Origin of the sequence: Streptococcus sp., from assembly GCF_032481935.1 — a bacterium.
Taxonomy (GTDB): Bacteria; Bacillota; Bacilli; order Lactobacillales; family Streptococcaceae; genus Streptococcus.
Genome location: NZ_JAWERU010000038.1, coordinates 463 through 14,301 on the forward strand (window position 1 = coordinate 463; position 13,839 = coordinate 14,301).

The window sequence follows — 13,839 nt, forward strand, 5'->3', positions numbered from 1 at the left end:
TTCAAATCCTGCTCCCGCAATAAGGCTCGGTAGCTCAGTTGGTAGAGCAATGGATTGAAGCTCCATGTGTCGGCGGTTCGATTCCGTCTCGCGCCATTTAAATATTTTGGAAGGGTAGCGAAGAGGCTAAACGCGGCGGACTGTAAATCCGCTCCTTCGGGTTCGGGGGTTCGAATCCCTCCCCTTCCATAACCTTAACTACGGGCATAGTTTAAAGGTAGAACTAAGGTCTCCAAAACCTTCAGTGTGGGTTCAATTCCTACTGCCCGTGTTTTAAAATTATGGCGGGTGTGGTGAAGTGGTTAACACACCAGATTGTGGCTCTGGCATGCGTGGGTTCGATCCCCATCACTCGCCTATTTTATATTATTGGGGTATAGCCAAGCGGTAAGGCAAGGGACTTTGACTCCCTCATGCGTTGGTTCGAATCCAGCTACCCCAGTTACTATTTGCCGGCGTGGCGGAATTGGCAGACGCGCTGGACTCAAAATCCAGTGTCCGCAAGGACGTGCCGGTTCGACCCCGGCCGCCGGTATAGTATAAATTTCACTAAAAAAGGTCTATACCATTTACAAATTGTTTTGAAAGGTTTATAATGTAATTGACATAATAAATAGTAGATTATTTCTTAAGGGGGTTATCATTATGCCTAAGTATATTAAAGCTGATCAATTTTTCTATCCACATGGTATTCGTCGTGGAGGTTATTTGGAACTTATTGATGGTAAGTTTGGTAAGCATGTTGAAGAGATTTCTGAGGATGCTGAAATTTTAGATTATTCTGGTTATAGCATCGCACCTGGTCTCGTTGACACCCACATTCACGGTTTTGGTGGTGTGGATGTCATGGATAATAATATTGAAGGAACTCTTCATACGATGAGTGAAGGTCTTCTTAGCACAGGTGTTACTAGTTTCCTACCAACTACACTAACTTCATCATACGAACAATTGCTGGCTGTTACTGAAAACATTGGGGCACGTTACCAAGAGGCTTCTGGAGCTAAGATTCGTGGTATTTATTTTGAAGGACCTTACTTCACCGAAGAATTTAAGGGGGCTCAAAATCCTGCCTATATGAAAGATCCACGTATGGATGAGTTCCGCGCTTGGCAGAAGGCTGCTAATGGTCTTCTTAATAAAATTGCTCTTGCACCTGAACGTGATGGGGTTGAGGACTTTGTACGTACTATTACTGGTGAAGGTGTAACTGTTGCTCTTGGTCACTCTAATGCTACATTTGATGAAGCTAAAAAAGCTGTTGATGCCGGGGCTAGTGTTTGGGTTCATGCCTATAATGGAATGCGTGGCTTAACACACCGCGAACTTGGTATGGTTGGTGCGATGTATGAATTACCACACACTTATGCAGAATTGATTTGTGATGGTCATCACGTGGATCCTAAGGCTTGCGAAATTCTTCTTAAACAAAAAGGAACTGAAAATATTGCCCTTATCACTGACTGTATGACAGCAGGTGGTTTGCAAGATGGCGATTATATGTTAGGTGAATTTCCAGTTGTAGTTGCAAATGGGACTGCTCGTCTTAAATCTACAGGTAACTTGGCAGGTTCCATTCTCAAACTTAAAGATGGGTTGAAAAATGTCGTTGAGTGGGGAATTGCAAATCCTCATGAAGCAGTCATGATGGCTAGTCTAAATCCAGCTAAATCAGTTCATATCGATGACGTCTGTGGACAAATTCGTGAAGGCTACGATGCTGACTTTATCGTGCTAGATAAAGATTTGGAATTAGTAGCAACTTATCTAGATGGTGAAAAACGCTATCAAGCATAATTTCTAAAGAAGAAACTAGTTTAGTTTCTTCTTTTTTTTAAATAAATTTGTTATTTCTTTCACAAATCACTTGATTTTTTCAATGAAAAGGCTTACAATCGTGATATAAACAATACAAATAAAAAAGCGGAGGATTGCTTATGAAAGCTTATACTTACGTTAAACCCGGCCTTGCTTCTTTTGTTGATGTAGATAAACCAGTTATTCGCAAGCCAACAGATGCTATTGTGCGTATCGTTAAGACTACTATTTGTGGTACTGACCTTCATATTATTAAAGGGGATGTTCCCGCTTGTAAAAGTGGAACAATCCTAGGACATGAAGGAATTGGTATTGTCGAGGAAGTTGGAGCAGGCGTTTCAAACTTCAAAAAAGGCGATAAGGTTTTGATTTCTTGTGTTTGTGCCTGTGGTAAATGCTACTACTGTAAAAAGGGAATCTATGCCCACTGTGAAGACGAAGGCGGTTGGATTTTTGGACATTTGATCGATGGTATGCAAGCAGAATATCTTCGTGTGCCTCATGCTGATAATACTCTTTATCATACTCCAGCTGACTTGTCTGATGAAGCTTTAGTTATGTTATCTGATATCTTGCCAACTGGCTATGAAATTGGTGTCTTAAAAGGAAAAGTTGAGCCTGGCTGTAGTGTAGCTATCGTTGGTTCAGGGCCAGTTGGATTGGCAGCTCTTTTGACGGCACAATTCTATTCACCAGCTAAATTGATTATGGTGGACCTAGACGATAATCGCTTGGATACTGCAGTTTCTTTCGGTGCTACTCATAAGATTAATTCTTCAGATCCTGAAAAGGCAATTCAAGAAATTTATGATTTGACAGATGGTCGAGGTGTAGATGTCGCTATTGAGGCGGTAGGAATTCCTGCAACGTTTGATCTATGCCAAAAGATTATCGGTGTAGATGGAACAGTAGCCAACTGTGGTGTGCATGGTAAACCAGTTCAGTTTGATTTGGACACTCTTTGGATTCGTAACATTAATGTTACTACTGGGTTGGTTTCTACCAATACAACTCCTCAATTGTTAAAAGCTTTGGAAAGCCATAAAATTGAACCAGAAAAATTGGTAACTCATTATTTCAAACTTAGTGAAATAGAAAAGGCCTATGAAGTATTTAGTAAGGCCGCCGATCATCATGCGATTAAAGTGATCATTGAAAACGATATTTCAGAAGGTTAATCTTGCTTTTAAATCCAGTTATTCGTTTTTGAATAGCTGGATTTTTTGAAAATGTTATATAATTCGTGAAAATGAGCAAAATTCTTTCATTGTTCTCAAAATTTCGCTATAATATACGGTACAAAGGAAGTTAAACTATGTATCGAGTTATAAAAATGTACGGAGATTTTGAACCGTGGTGGTTTATAGAAGGCTGGGAAGACGACGTCATTGCGAGCAAAAAATTTGATAACTATTATGACGCCTTGAAATATTATAAGTCTTGTTGGTTTGAGTTAGAAAAGGAAATTCCCCTTTACAAAAGTAGAGGAGATTTGATGACTATTTTTTGGGATCCAGAAGATAAACGCTGGTGTGAAGAATGCGATGAATTTCTTCAGCAATATCATTCCTTGGCTTTGTTGGAAGATGGTCAAGTCATTCCTGATGAAAAATTTAGACCTGGTTACGAAAAGCAGACTGGTTTAGAAATCCACCGTACTTGTCGCATAAAAAAAGAAGAAACAACTTTTTAATGAAGTTGTTTCTTCTTTTTTTATATTTTCTTCGAATAATAAGAATGAGGAGGAAGATATGGTACAAACACTTGCACAAGAATTGATTACACTGGCCAAAAAACAGGGAGCTCAGGACATCTATTTTGTTCCTAAAGAAAAGATTTATGAGCTACATATGCGAGTTGGAGATGAGAGACATTTGATTAACACCTATGACTTTGAAAAGTTGGGGGCTGTCATTAGTCATTTTAAGTTTATTGCGGGGATGAACGTTGGAGAAAAACGCCGTAGTCAGCTTGGTTCCTGTGATTATCAGCATGGAGACAAGGTTTCTTCATTACGTTTATCGACGGTGGGAGATTATCGTGGTCATGAGAGTCTAGTAATCCGGCTTTTGCATGATCAAGAACAAGAGTTGCGCTTCTGGTTTCAGGACCTTATAGAACTGGAAAAGGGCTTTAGGAAACGCGGGCTTTATCTTTTTGCAGGCCCCGTAGGAAGTGGCAAAACTACTTTGATGCATGAATTAGCCAAGTCATTGTTTAAGGGACAACAGGTCATGTCTATTGAAGATCCGGTCGAGATTAAGCAAGAAGCAATGCTACAATTACAGCTCAATGAAGCTATCGGACTTAGCTATGAGAACTTGATAAAACTTTCCCTACGACATCGTCCAGATCTTTTAATTATTGGAGAAATTCGAGATAGTGAAACAGCCCGTGCCGTTGTACGAGCTAGTCTGACAGGTGCCACGGTATTCTCGACAATCCATGCCAAGAGTGTTCGTGGGGTTTATGAGCGCCTTTTAGAACTTGGTGTCAGTGAAGATGAACTGGCAGTAGTTTTACAAGGTGTTTGTTACCAGAGACTAATCGCAGGAGGAGGAATTATTGATTTTGCAAACGAAGATTACCAAGAACACCAGGCAGAAAAGTGGAATGGACAAATTGACCAGCTTCTTAAAGACGGACATATCACTGCCCTCCAAGCTGAAACGGAGAAAATTAGCTACCAGTAAGCAGAAGAAAATCATCACACTCTTTAACAATTTATTTTCCAGTGGTTTTCATCTGGTAGAAATCATTTCCTTTCTAGATAGAAGTCTCTTGTTGGAAAAGGAATATGTATCGCAGATGCGACTAGGACTCTCACAGGGAAAGTCTTTTTCGGAAATGATGGGGACTTTAGGTTTTTCAAGTTCAATTGTCACGCAACTTTCCTTGGCTGAAGTTCATGGGAACCTTCATTTGAGTTTAGGGAAAATTGAAGAGTATTTAGATAATCTTGCTAAGATCAAGAAAAAGTTAATCGAAGTTGCGACCTATCCAATCATTTTGTTAGCTTTCTTACTGCTCATTATGTTGGGGTTGCGAAATTATCTCTTGCCCCAACTGGATAGTAGTAACATAGCTACCTTAGTGATTAGTAATCTACCACAAATTTTTCTTGGGATTGTTCTAGCGTTAAGTCTAGCATCTTTAACGGGATTGGTCTTCTACAGAAAATCTAGGAAGATACAAGTCTTTTCTTTTCTAGCTAGAATTCCCTTTCTAGGTGTATTTGTTCAGTATTATCTGACGGCCTATTATGCTCGAGAATGGGGAAATATGATTGGACAAGGTCTGGAGCTATCACAGATTTTTCAGATGATGCAGGAGCAAGGAAATCCTCTTTTTAAGGAAATCGGACATGATTTATCCCTGTCCTTGCAAAATGGGCATGAATTTTCTATGGTTGTGCAGGATTATCCTTTCTTTAGAAGAGAGTTGGGTTTAATCATTGAATATGGAGAAGTCAAATCCAAGTTGGGAAGCGAATTGGAAATCTATGCAGAGAAAACTTGGGAGGCATTCTTTACTCGAGTTAATCGTACGATGAACTTAGTTCAACCCCTGGTCTTTATTTTTGTAGCTCTGCTAATTGTTTTATTGTACGCAGCTATGTTGCTGCCAATGTATCAAAATATGGAGGTAAATTTTTAGATGAAAAAAATGATGATGAAATTAAAAGAAGCAAAGGTAAAAGGATTCACTCTTGTGGAAATGTTAGTGGTCCTCCTTATCATTAGTGTTCTACTCTTACTGTTTGTGCCAAACCTAACTAAGCAAAAGGATGCAGTGAACGACAAGGGGAAAGCAGCAGTCGTCAAGGTGGTAGAAAGCCAAGCCGAACTCTATACTCTAGATAAAAATGAGGATGCTAGTCTAAGTAAACTAGAGGCAGATGGACGCATCACTGCTGAGCAAGCAAAAGCCTATAAGGAATATCATGCAAAACAAGGGACAAGTCAAACAGTTGCGGATTAGGGCTTTTACCATGTTAGAAAGCCTATTAGTATTAGGAATCATCAGTATGTTAGTCTTGGGCTTGTCGAGTTCAGTTCAGTCGACTTTTGCGGCTGTGGAAGAGCAAATTTTCTTTATGGAATTTGAGGAACTTTATCGAGAAACCCAGAAGCGAAGTCTGGCTAGTCAGCAGAAGATCAACTTAATTTTGGAAGAGAGAAGTATTGGAAATGGCTATCAGAAATTAGCCATTCCAAAAGGGATTCAATTGCAGTCCAATCAGTCAATCACCTTTGATAAGGCTGGAGGAAATTCGTCTCTTGCAAGTGTGAGATTTCAAACAAGGAAAGAAGTAGTTCGCTACCAACTATATCTAGGAAATGGAAAGATTAAACGTATTCAAGAAGCAAAAAATTAAGGCGGTTATTTTACTGGAGGCAGTGATTTCACTAGCTGTTTTTGCCAGTATTGCAACCCTCTTGCTGGGGCAGATTCAAGAAAGTAGACGACAGGAAGCAAGACTATTAGAACAGGAAGAAGTTTTGCGAGTGGCTCGTATGGCTTTGCAGACTGGACAAAAGCAGTTGACTGTCAATGGGCTTACAGTTCATGTTGTCTCGAATGAGCGAGGTTTGGAGGTGTATCATGGAACTGAAAAATTACTGGCGATTCAAGATAAGTAGAGTCAGAGCTTTTACACTTTTAGAATCCCTGGTTGTTCTTATTGTGATTAGTGGGAGTTTACTTCTTTTTCAATCTATGAGCCAACTCTTGGTTTCAGAAGTTCGCTACCAGCAGAAAAGTGAGCAAAAAGAATGGCTCTTATTTGTGGATCAGCTGGAAGCAGAGCTGAATCGAGCCCAATTTGAAAAAGTAGAGAATGATAGACTTTACCTCAAACAGGATGGGAACCCCATTTCCATGGGAAAATCAAAGTCAAATGATTTTCGAAAAACAGATGCCAGTGGACGTGGCTACCAGCCGATGGTTTACGGTCTGAAATCAGCTCATATTTACCAAAAAGGGCAAAATGTTCATTTTAATTTTCAGTTTGAAAAGGGACTAGAGAGGGAGTTCATCTATCGTGTGGAAAAAGAAAAAAGTTAGAGCTGGAGTTCTCCTTTACGCGATCACTGTTGCTGGAATTTTTAGTCTCTTGTTACAGTTTTATCTGAATCGACAAGTGGCTCATCATCAGGATTATGCACTCAATAAAGAAAAACTCCTTGCCCTTGCAATGGCTAAGAGAACCTATGAAAAAGCTAGTTCTGAGAGTGGTCAGCAGTCATTTAATGCAGGAAAGGCAACTTATCGTAATGACCAAAAGAGATTTATAGCGATTGTTGACACCGGGAAAAATCAATTTGAATTTCGTTTTCCACCTTTGAAAAAGACCGACGATAAGACGAAGAAAACAGAAAAAAAGTCAAAAGAAGAAAGCGAGAAGAAAAAAGAAGAGGTTAAAAAAGAGGCCACCGAACCATCTAAAGTTGCTCCTTCTAAGAATGATAAGACATAGATTATCAGATTTGTAAAATCTAGTTTAAGTGGTGATGTTGGACTCAGTGGGTTAGGACAAGGCTTTTGCACGAAATCATGCTATAATAGATACATATGGAGGACGGAAAATGTCAAGTGTAAAATTGTATCTAGTGCGTCATGGGAAAACAATGTTTAATACGATTGGGCGTGCTCAAGGTTGGAGTGATACTCCCCTAACAGCTGAGGGAGAGCGAGGTATTCATGAATTGGGAATTGGCTTGCGTGAGTCTGGCTTAAGATTTGAGCGGGCTTATTCAAGTGACTCTGGACGGACTATTCAGACAATGGGAATTATCCTTGAGGAATTAGGTTTGACAGGGCAAATTCCTTATCGTATGGATAAGCGAATCCGTGAATGGTGCTTTGGTAGTTTTGATGGTGCATATGATGGAGACCTTTTTATGGGCATCATCCCACGTATCTTTAATGTCGACCATGTGCATCGTTTGTCCTATGCTGAGCTGGCTGAAGGTCTGGTAGAAGTGGATACAGCAGGCTGGGCTGAAGGCTGGGAAAAACTAAGTGGTCGCATCTGGGAAGGTTTTGAAGCCATTGCTAAGGAAATGGAAGCTAATGGGGGAGGAAATGCTCTCGTAGTCAGCCATGGAATGACTATTGGAACCATTGTTTATTTAATTAACAGCATGCATCCGCATGGCCTTGATAATGGAAGTGTGACGATTCTTGAGTACGAAGATGGTCAGTTCTCAGTCAAGATTGTTGGGGACCGTAGCTACCGTGAAATTGGACAAGCTAAACTAGAGGAGCAAGCTAGTTCAGAGAAATAAAAATTCTGTTCTCAATTAGAAGATTTTTAAACGATTTTATAGAATGCTGATGTCGTGATTCATAAGCTTGCGAGAGCTGAGTGCTTTGACAATAGCATTCTTTTTTGTTAGAATAGCATCAACATGAAAGCATAAGAAGGGACTGACAGAGTTGTCGTTCCCTTTTATCTATCTTATAAAGGGGGGAAGTATGCTGTTTCAGAAAATAAAAGCCTATAAATGGCAGGCTCTAGTTTCCTTAATTATGACAGGTCTAATGGTAACGAGCTCACTCCTGCAACCACGTTATCTACAGGAAGTTTTAGAGGCACTGCTAACAGGTGATAACAAAGCTATTTATCATATTGGTTTTTGGTTAATCCTTGTTGCCTTGATTGGTTTGATTGCAGGTGGCATCAATGTTGTGTTAGCCGCCTACATTGCTCAAGGAGTTTCGTCTGACTTACGTGAAGATGCCTTTCGTAAGATTCAAACTTTTTCATACGCCAATATTGAGAAGTTTAATGCAGGGAACCTTGTCGTTCGTATGACCAACGATATCAATCAGATTCAAAACGTCGTTATGATGACCTTCCAAATCCTATTTCGACTACCGATTTTATTTATTGGTTCCTTTATATTAGCCGTTGTCACTCTGCCTTCGCTGTGGTGGGTGCTGGTTCTTATGGTCGTTTTGATCGTTGCCATGACAGGTCTTATGATGGGAATGATGGGGCCTCGATTTGCAAAATTCCAGACCTTATTGGAGCGTATCAATGCCATTGCCAAAGAGAATTTACGTGGTGTGCGTGTGGTTAAGTCTTTTGTTCGAGAAAAAGACCAGTTTGCTAAGTTTACGCAGGTATCCGACGAACTGCTGGGTGAAAACCTTTATATTGGCTACGCCTTTTCTATCGTTCAGCCTGTAATGATGCTGATTTCTTATGGGGCTGTTTTCCTTTCAATCTGGCTTGTAGCCGGTATGGCAGAGTCAGATCCATCAGTTGTCGGCTCCATTGCTTCCTTTGTAAACTACCTGAGTCAGATTATCTTTACCATTGTTATGGTTGGATTTTTAGGGAACTCAGTCACTCGTGCCATGATTTCCCTCCGTCGTATTCGTGAAATCCTTGATACAGAACCGGCCATGACCTTTGAGGATGTGGAAGATGAAGAATTGGAAGGAAGTCTCAGTTTTGAAAATGTAACCTTTACCTATCCAAATGATGAAGAACCTATCCTAAAAGATGTATCCTTTGATATTGCAGCTGGTGAAATGGTTGGGGTTGTCGGAGCAACTGGTGCAGGGAAATCCACTTTGGCTCAGTTGATTCCACGACTGTTTGATCCCCAAGAAGGTTCTATCAAAATTAGTGGAAAGGATATTCGGACAGTTAGTGAAGGGACGCTTCGCAAGACAGTTTCTATCGTCCTACAAAGAGCCATTCTCTTTAGTGGAACCATCGCAGATAATCTCAGACAAGGTAAGGGAGATGCGACAGTTTCAGAAATGGAACGCGCAGCTCGCATCGCCCAGGCCAGTGAATTTATTAGTCGTATGGACTTGGCCTTTGAGAGTCCGGTTGAAGAACGTGGGACTAACTTTTCTGGTGGACAAAAACAAAGAATGTCCATTGCGCGTGGGGTTGTTAGCAATCCTAAAATCTTGATATTTGATGATTCTACTTCAGCACTGGATGCCAAGTCAGAACGCTTGGTTCAAGAAGCCCTCAACAAGGATTTGAAGGGGACGACTACGATTATCATCGCACAAAAGATTAGCTCTGTTGTGCATGCTGATAAAATTTTAGTGCTTGACCAAGGTCGCTTGATTGGTCAAGGTAAACATGCTGACTTGGTTGCAACAAACCCAGTCTATCGTGAAATTTACGAAACGCAAAAAGGAAAGGAGGACTAAGATGAAAACATTTCGATTCTTTTGGAACTATTTTAAAGTTTACAAAATATCCTTTGTCGTTGTTGTTGCGATGATTATCATTGCGACGATAGCACAAGCCCTTTTTCCGGTATTTGCAGGTCAAGTAGTAACAGAGCTGGCTAATTTGGTTATAGCCTATCAAAATGGAAATCCTGATATGGTTTGGCAAAGTCTATTAGGACTCTTGATGAATCTTGCTTATATTTTGATTGTGCTCGTGGTGTCGAGTCTTATCTATATGGTTTTGATGAGCCGTATTATTGCCGAATCGACAAATGAGATGCGTAAGGGACTTTTTGGCAAGCTTTCTCGCTTGACTGTTTCCTTCTTTGACCGCCATCAAGATGGAGATATCCTGTCACGTTTCACCAGTGACTTGGATAATATCCTCCAAGCTTTTAATGAAAGCCTTGTGTCTGTCATGACTAATATTGCCCTTTATATTGGCTTGCTGATTGTCATGTTTGCCAAAAATGTCACCTTGGCTTTGATTACGATTGCCAGCACTCCAGTTGCTATCATCATGTTGATTGTCATTTTGAAATTGGCAAGAAAATACACCAACCTCCAACAAAAGGAAGTTGGGAAGCTCAATGCTTATATGGATGAGAGTATCTCAGGTCAAAAAGCCGTTATTGTTCAAGGTATCCAAGAAGATGTAATTGCTGGTTTTGTTGAGCAAAATGAACGGGTTCGAAAAGCCACTTTCAAGGGAAGAATGTTCTCAGGAATTCTTTTCCCTGTCATGAACGGGATGAGCTTGGTCAACACAGCAGTCGTTATTTTTGTAGGTTCAGCTGTATTGCTGAATGATAAGAACATCGAGACAGCAACAGCACTTGGTTTGATTGTCATGTTTACCCAGTTTTCTCAGCAATATTACCAGCCCATTATCCAATTAGCGGCGAGCTGGGGAAGTTTACAACTGGCCTTTACAGGTGCAGACCGTATCCAAGAAATGTTTGATGCAGAGGAAGAAATTCGTCCTCAAGATGCTCCAGTCTTTAACGAATTAAAAGATGGGGTGGAGATTCGTAACGTAGACTTCTCCTACCTGCCAGGAAAACCTATTTTGAAAGATGTCAGCATTTCAGCTCCAAAAGGGAAAATGATTGCAGTGGTTGGTCCGACAGGTTCAGGGAAAACAACCATCATGAACTTAATCAATCGTTTTTATGATGTGGATGCAGGAAGTATCAGCTTTGATGGTAGAGATATCCGCGAGTTTGATTTAGACAGTTTGCGAAGTAAGGTGGGAATTGTCCTACAGGATTCTGTTTTGTTCAGTGGAACTATTCGTGACAATATTCGATTCGGTGTACCGGATGCTAGTCAGGAGATGGTCGAAGCAGCTGCTAAGGCTACGCATATCCATGAATATATCGAAAGTCTACCAGATAAGTATGATACTTTGATTAATGATGATCAGAGCGTATTCTCAACCGGTCAGAAACAGTTGATTTCTATTGCTCGTACCTTGATGACAGATCCTCAGGTCTTAATTTTGGATGAGGCAACATCAAACGTGGATACTGTAACAGAAAGCAAGATTCAAAATGCCATGGAAGCAATTGTAGCAGGAAGAACGAGTTTTGTAATTGCCCATCGCTTGAAAACTATTCTCAATGCCGATCAGATTATTGTCCTTAAGGATGGTGAGGTTATCGAACAAGGAAATCACCACGAATTACTCAAGCTTGGAGGCTTTTACTCCGAACTGTACCATAATCAATTTGTCTTTGAATAATACTCTTCGAATATCTCTTCAAACCACGTCAGCGTCCCCTTGCTGTATATGTGTTACTGACTTCGTCAGTTCTATCCACAACCTCAAAACTGTGTTTTGAGTAACCTGCGGCTAGCTTCTAGTTTGCTCTTTGATTTTCATTGAGTATAAGCAAAAAAGTTGTCCTAATTTTGGGCAACTTTTTCTGATAAAAAAATTTTATCACGGACTTAAAAAATACATATTAGACAGGAGTGGGCAAGGATGATAAGATAAGATTATCAATAGAAAAGGAAAGGAAATCAGTGATGGCAAGAACAGTTGTTGGAGTAGCGGCAAATCTATGTCCTGTGGACGCAGAAGGAAAAAATATTCATTCATCAGTCTCTTGTAAATTCGCTGAGAGTATTCGTCAGGTTGGCGGACTTCCTTTGGTCATTCCGGTTGGTGATGAGTCGGTGGTCCATGACTATGTAGAAATGATTGATAAGCTCATCTTGACTGGGGGACAAAATGTTCATCCTCAGTTTTATGGTGAGGAAAAAACAATTGATAGCGACGACTATAACCTAACTCGCGACGAGTTTGAGCTAGCTCTTCTACAAGAAGCCTTGCGTCAAAATAAGCCAATCTTAGCCATTTGCCGTGGCGTTCAGCTAGTTAACGTTGCCTTTGGCGGTACGCTCAATCAGGAGATTGAAGGTCATTGGCAAGGCCTACCTTTTGGGACTTCACATTCTATTGAGACAGTGGATGGCAGTGTTGTGTCTAAATTATTTGGTAAAGAAAGTCAGGTTAATTCAGTCCATCGTCAGAGCATTAAAGACCTGGCACCCAATTTCCGTGTGACGGCTGTGGATCCACGTGATCAAACTGTTGAAGCAATCGAATCTATCGACGAACACCGTATTATTGGTCTCCAGTGGCATCCAGAATTCTTGGTCAATGAAGAAGATGGCAACTTAGAATTATTTGAGTATTTATTGAATGAATTGTAACGACTAGAAACCTAGTCGTTTTTTATTCGTTGTTTACGAATATTTATAGAGCTGTATTTTTACGCAAACGTTTGAATTGTGATAAAAATTGGAAATTTTTAGTATAAAAACTTGAAAAAATTGTTAGTAAGCGTTATGATAGAAAGGAAGAAATTTTGGAGGAATACTATGTCACATATTAAATTTGATTATTCAAAAGTATTAGACAAATTTGTTGCACCACATGAAGTGGAATACATGCAAGCACAAGTTACAGCAGCAGACGAATTGATCCGTAAAGGAACTGGTGCTGGGAGCGACTTCTTGGGTTGGTTGGACCTTCCTGAGAACTACGACCGCGAAGAATTTGACCGCATCTTGAAAGCTGCTGAACAAATCAAATCAGACAGCGATGTCTTGGTTGTTATCGGTATCGGTGGATCATATCTTGGAGCTAAAGCAGCCATTGACTTCTTGAACCACCACTTTGCAAACTTGCAAACCAAAGAAGAACGCAAAGCGCCACAAATCCTTTACGCTGGAAACTCAATCTCATCAACTTACCTTGCTGACTTGGTAGAGTACGTTTCAGATAAAGACTTCTCAGTAAACGTGATTTCTAAATCAGGTACAACAACTGAACCAGCCATCGCTTTCCGTGTCTTCAAAGAACTCTTGGTTAAGAAATACGGTCAAGAAGAAGCTAACAAACGTATCTATGCAACAACTGACCGCCAAAAAGGTGCTGTTAAAGTTGAAGCAGATGCTAACGGTTGGGAAACTTTTGTAGTTCCAGATGATATCGGTGGACGCTTCTCAGTATTGACAGCAGTTGGATTGCTTCCAATCGCTGCATCAGGTGCAGATATCAAAGCCCTTATGGAAGGTGCGAATGCTGCTCGTAAAGATTACACATCAGACAAACTTTCAGAAAACGAAGCTTACCAATATGCTGCAGTGCGTAACATCCTTTACCGTAAAGGCTATGCAACTGAAATCTTGGTAAACTACGAGCCATCACTTCAATACTTCTCAGAATGGTGGAAACAATTGGCTGGTGAATCAGAAGGAAAAGACCAAAAAGGTATCTACCCAACTTCAGCTAACTTC

General features: G+C 40.4%; 15 protein-coding genes and 6 tRNA genes. All 21 read left to right on the forward strand.

Annotated features, from left to right (window positions below; translation table 11 throughout):
• Positions 1 to 23 precede the first annotated feature (23 nt).
• Positions 24 to 96, forward strand: a tRNA-Phe gene (locus E7C97_RS07555).
• Positions 97 to 108: 12 nt separating this feature from the next.
• Positions 109 to 189, forward strand: a tRNA-Tyr gene (locus E7C97_RS07560).
• Positions 190 to 200: 11 nt separating this feature from the next.
• Positions 201 to 271, forward strand: a tRNA-Trp gene (locus E7C97_RS07565).
• A 13-nt stretch (positions 272 to 284) separates the two neighbouring features.
• Positions 285 to 357 (forward strand) — tRNA-His (locus tag E7C97_RS07570).
• 13 nt (positions 358 to 370) lie between these two features.
• Positions 371 to 442, forward strand: a tRNA-Gln gene (locus tag E7C97_RS07575).
• Between the two features lie 9 nt (positions 443 to 451).
• A tRNA-Leu gene (locus E7C97_RS07580) sits at positions 452 to 535 on the forward strand.
• 110 nt (positions 536 to 645) lie between these two features.
• Positions 646 to 1,797 (forward strand): N-acetylglucosamine-6-phosphate deacetylase, encoded by a 1,152-nt coding sequence (gene nagA / locus E7C97_RS07585; protein WP_045762732.1) that lies wholly within the window; start codon positions 646 to 648, stop codon positions 1,795 to 1,797.
• A gap of 140 nt (positions 1,798 to 1,937) precedes the next feature.
• The gene (locus E7C97_RS07590; RefSeq protein ID WP_000649456.1) at positions 1,938 to 2,996 is read left to right on the forward strand and encodes a zinc-dependent alcohol dehydrogenase family protein; all 1,059 of its coding nucleotides are present in this window, start codon (positions 1,938 to 1,940) and stop codon (positions 2,994 to 2,996) included.
• Between the two features lie 137 nt (positions 2,997 to 3,133).
• Positions 3,134 to 3,511 (forward strand): DUF1033 family protein, encoded by a 378-nt coding sequence (locus tag E7C97_RS07595; protein WP_007555701.1) that lies wholly within the window; start codon positions 3,134 to 3,136, stop codon positions 3,509 to 3,511.
• A gap of 58 nt (positions 3,512 to 3,569) precedes the next feature.
• Positions 3,570 to 4,511 carry a competence type IV pilus ATPase ComGA gene (gene comGA / locus E7C97_RS07600; protein ID WP_316108693.1) on the forward strand — a complete coding sequence of 314 codons (942 nt, stop codon included), beginning with the start codon at positions 3,570 to 3,572 and terminating at the stop codon, positions 4,509 to 4,511.
• Entirely contained in the window at positions 4,432 to 5,475 is a 1,044-nt protein-coding gene (comGB, locus tag E7C97_RS07605; RefSeq protein ID WP_316108694.1) for a competence type IV pilus assembly protein ComGB, read from the forward strand. Before comGA ends, comGB begins: the two co-directional genes overlap by 80 nt.
• Positions 5,476 to 5,799 (forward strand): competence type IV pilus major pilin ComGC, encoded by a 324-nt coding sequence (comGC, locus tag E7C97_RS07610; protein WP_316108696.1) that lies wholly within the window; start codon positions 5,476 to 5,478, stop codon positions 5,797 to 5,799.
• Complete coding sequence (gene comGD, locus E7C97_RS07615; protein ID WP_316108697.1) at positions 5,762 to 6,196, forward strand: competence type IV pilus minor pilin ComGD; 435 nt, start codon at positions 5,762 to 5,764, stop codon at positions 6,194 to 6,196. Before comGC ends, comGD begins: the two co-directional genes overlap by 38 nt.
• Positions 6,159 to 6,461: a competence type IV pilus minor pilin ComGE gene (gene comGE, locus E7C97_RS07620; RefSeq protein ID WP_316108698.1), complete on the forward strand. Its 303-nt coding sequence runs from the start codon at positions 6,159 to 6,161 to the stop codon at positions 6,459 to 6,461. Before comGD ends, comGE begins: the two co-directional genes overlap by 38 nt.
• On the forward strand, positions 6,424 to 6,885 hold the full coding sequence (comGF, locus tag E7C97_RS07625) for a competence type IV pilus minor pilin ComGF (protein WP_061863782.1): 462 nt from the start codon (positions 6,424 to 6,426) through the stop codon (positions 6,883 to 6,885). Before comGE ends, comGF begins: the two co-directional genes overlap by 38 nt.
• Entirely contained in the window at positions 6,863 to 7,297 is a 435-nt protein-coding gene (comGG, locus tag E7C97_RS07630; protein ID WP_061863783.1) for a competence type IV pilus minor pilin ComGG, read from the forward strand. The genes comGF and comGG overlap by 23 nt, the downstream gene beginning before the upstream one ends.
• A 109-nt stretch (positions 7,298 to 7,406) precedes the next feature.
• Positions 7,407 to 8,108 carry a histidine phosphatase family protein gene (locus E7C97_RS07635; protein WP_316108699.1) on the forward strand — a complete coding sequence of 234 codons (702 nt, stop codon included), beginning with the start codon at positions 7,407 to 7,409 and terminating at the stop codon, positions 8,106 to 8,108.
• Positions 8,109 to 8,298: 190 nt separating this feature from the next.
• Positions 8,299 to 10,005: an ABC transporter ATP-binding protein gene (locus tag E7C97_RS07640; RefSeq protein WP_316108700.1), complete on the forward strand. Its 1,707-nt coding sequence runs from the start codon at positions 8,299 to 8,301 to the stop codon at positions 10,003 to 10,005.
• 1 nt (position 10,006) lies between these two features.
• Entirely contained in the window at positions 10,007 to 11,773 is a 1,767-nt protein-coding gene (locus E7C97_RS07645) for an ABC transporter ATP-binding protein (RefSeq protein ID WP_316108701.1), read from the forward strand.
• Between the two features lie 287 nt (positions 11,774 to 12,060).
• Positions 12,061 to 12,750, forward strand: coding sequence for a gamma-glutamyl-gamma-aminobutyrate hydrolase family protein (locus E7C97_RS07650; RefSeq protein WP_049548212.1), 690 nt, complete (start codon positions 12,061 to 12,063; stop codon positions 12,748 to 12,750).
• Positions 12,751 to 12,918: 168 nt separating this feature from the next.
• Positions 12,919 to 13,839 (forward strand): glucose-6-phosphate isomerase (locus E7C97_RS07655; protein ID WP_316108704.1); only part of this gene is annotated, 921 nt, incomplete at its 3' end.

What these genes read in the sequence shown, in the direction of transcription:
- nagA (WP_045762732.1), top strand. Translation starts at nt 646, where the DNA reads ATGCCTAAGTATATTAAAGCTGATCAATTTTTCTATCCACATGGTATT.
- E7C97_RS07590 (WP_000649456.1), top strand. Translation starts at nt 1,938, where the DNA reads ATGAAAGCTTATACTTACGTTAAACCCGGCCTTGCTTCTTTTGTTGAT.
- E7C97_RS07595 (WP_007555701.1), top strand. Translation starts at nt 3,134, where the DNA reads ATGTATCGAGTTATAAAAATGTACGGAGATTTTGAACCGTGGTGGTTT.
- comGA (WP_316108693.1), top strand. Translation starts at nt 3,570, where the DNA reads ATGGTACAAACACTTGCACAAGAATTGATTACACTGGCCAAAAAACAG.
- comGB (WP_316108694.1), top strand. Translation starts at nt 4,432, where the DNA reads ATGGACAAATTGACCAGCTTCTTAAAGACGGACATATCACTGCCCTCC.
- comGC (WP_316108696.1), top strand. Translation starts at nt 5,476, where the DNA reads ATGAAAAAAATGATGATGAAATTAAAAGAAGCAAAGGTAAAAGGATTC.
- comGD (WP_316108697.1), top strand. Translation starts at nt 5,762, where the DNA reads ATGCAAAACAAGGGACAAGTCAAACAGTTGCGGATTAGGGCTTTTACC.
- comGE (WP_316108698.1), top strand. Translation starts at nt 6,159, where the DNA reads ATGGAAAGATTAAACGTATTCAAGAAGCAAAAAATTAAGGCGGTTATT.
- comGF (WP_061863782.1), top strand. Translation starts at nt 6,424, where the DNA reads ATGGAACTGAAAAATTACTGGCGATTCAAGATAAGTAGAGTCAGAGCT.
- E7C97_RS07635 (WP_316108699.1), top strand. Translation starts at nt 7,407, where the DNA reads ATGTCAAGTGTAAAATTGTATCTAGTGCGTCATGGGAAAACAATGTTT.
- E7C97_RS07640 (WP_316108700.1), top strand. Translation starts at nt 8,299, where the DNA reads ATGCTGTTTCAGAAAATAAAAGCCTATAAATGGCAGGCTCTAGTTTCC.
- E7C97_RS07645 (WP_316108701.1), top strand. Translation starts at nt 10,007, where the DNA reads ATGAAAACATTTCGATTCTTTTGGAACTATTTTAAAGTTTACAAAATA.
- E7C97_RS07650 (WP_049548212.1), top strand. Translation starts at nt 12,061, where the DNA reads ATGGCAAGAACAGTTGTTGGAGTAGCGGCAAATCTATGTCCTGTGGAC.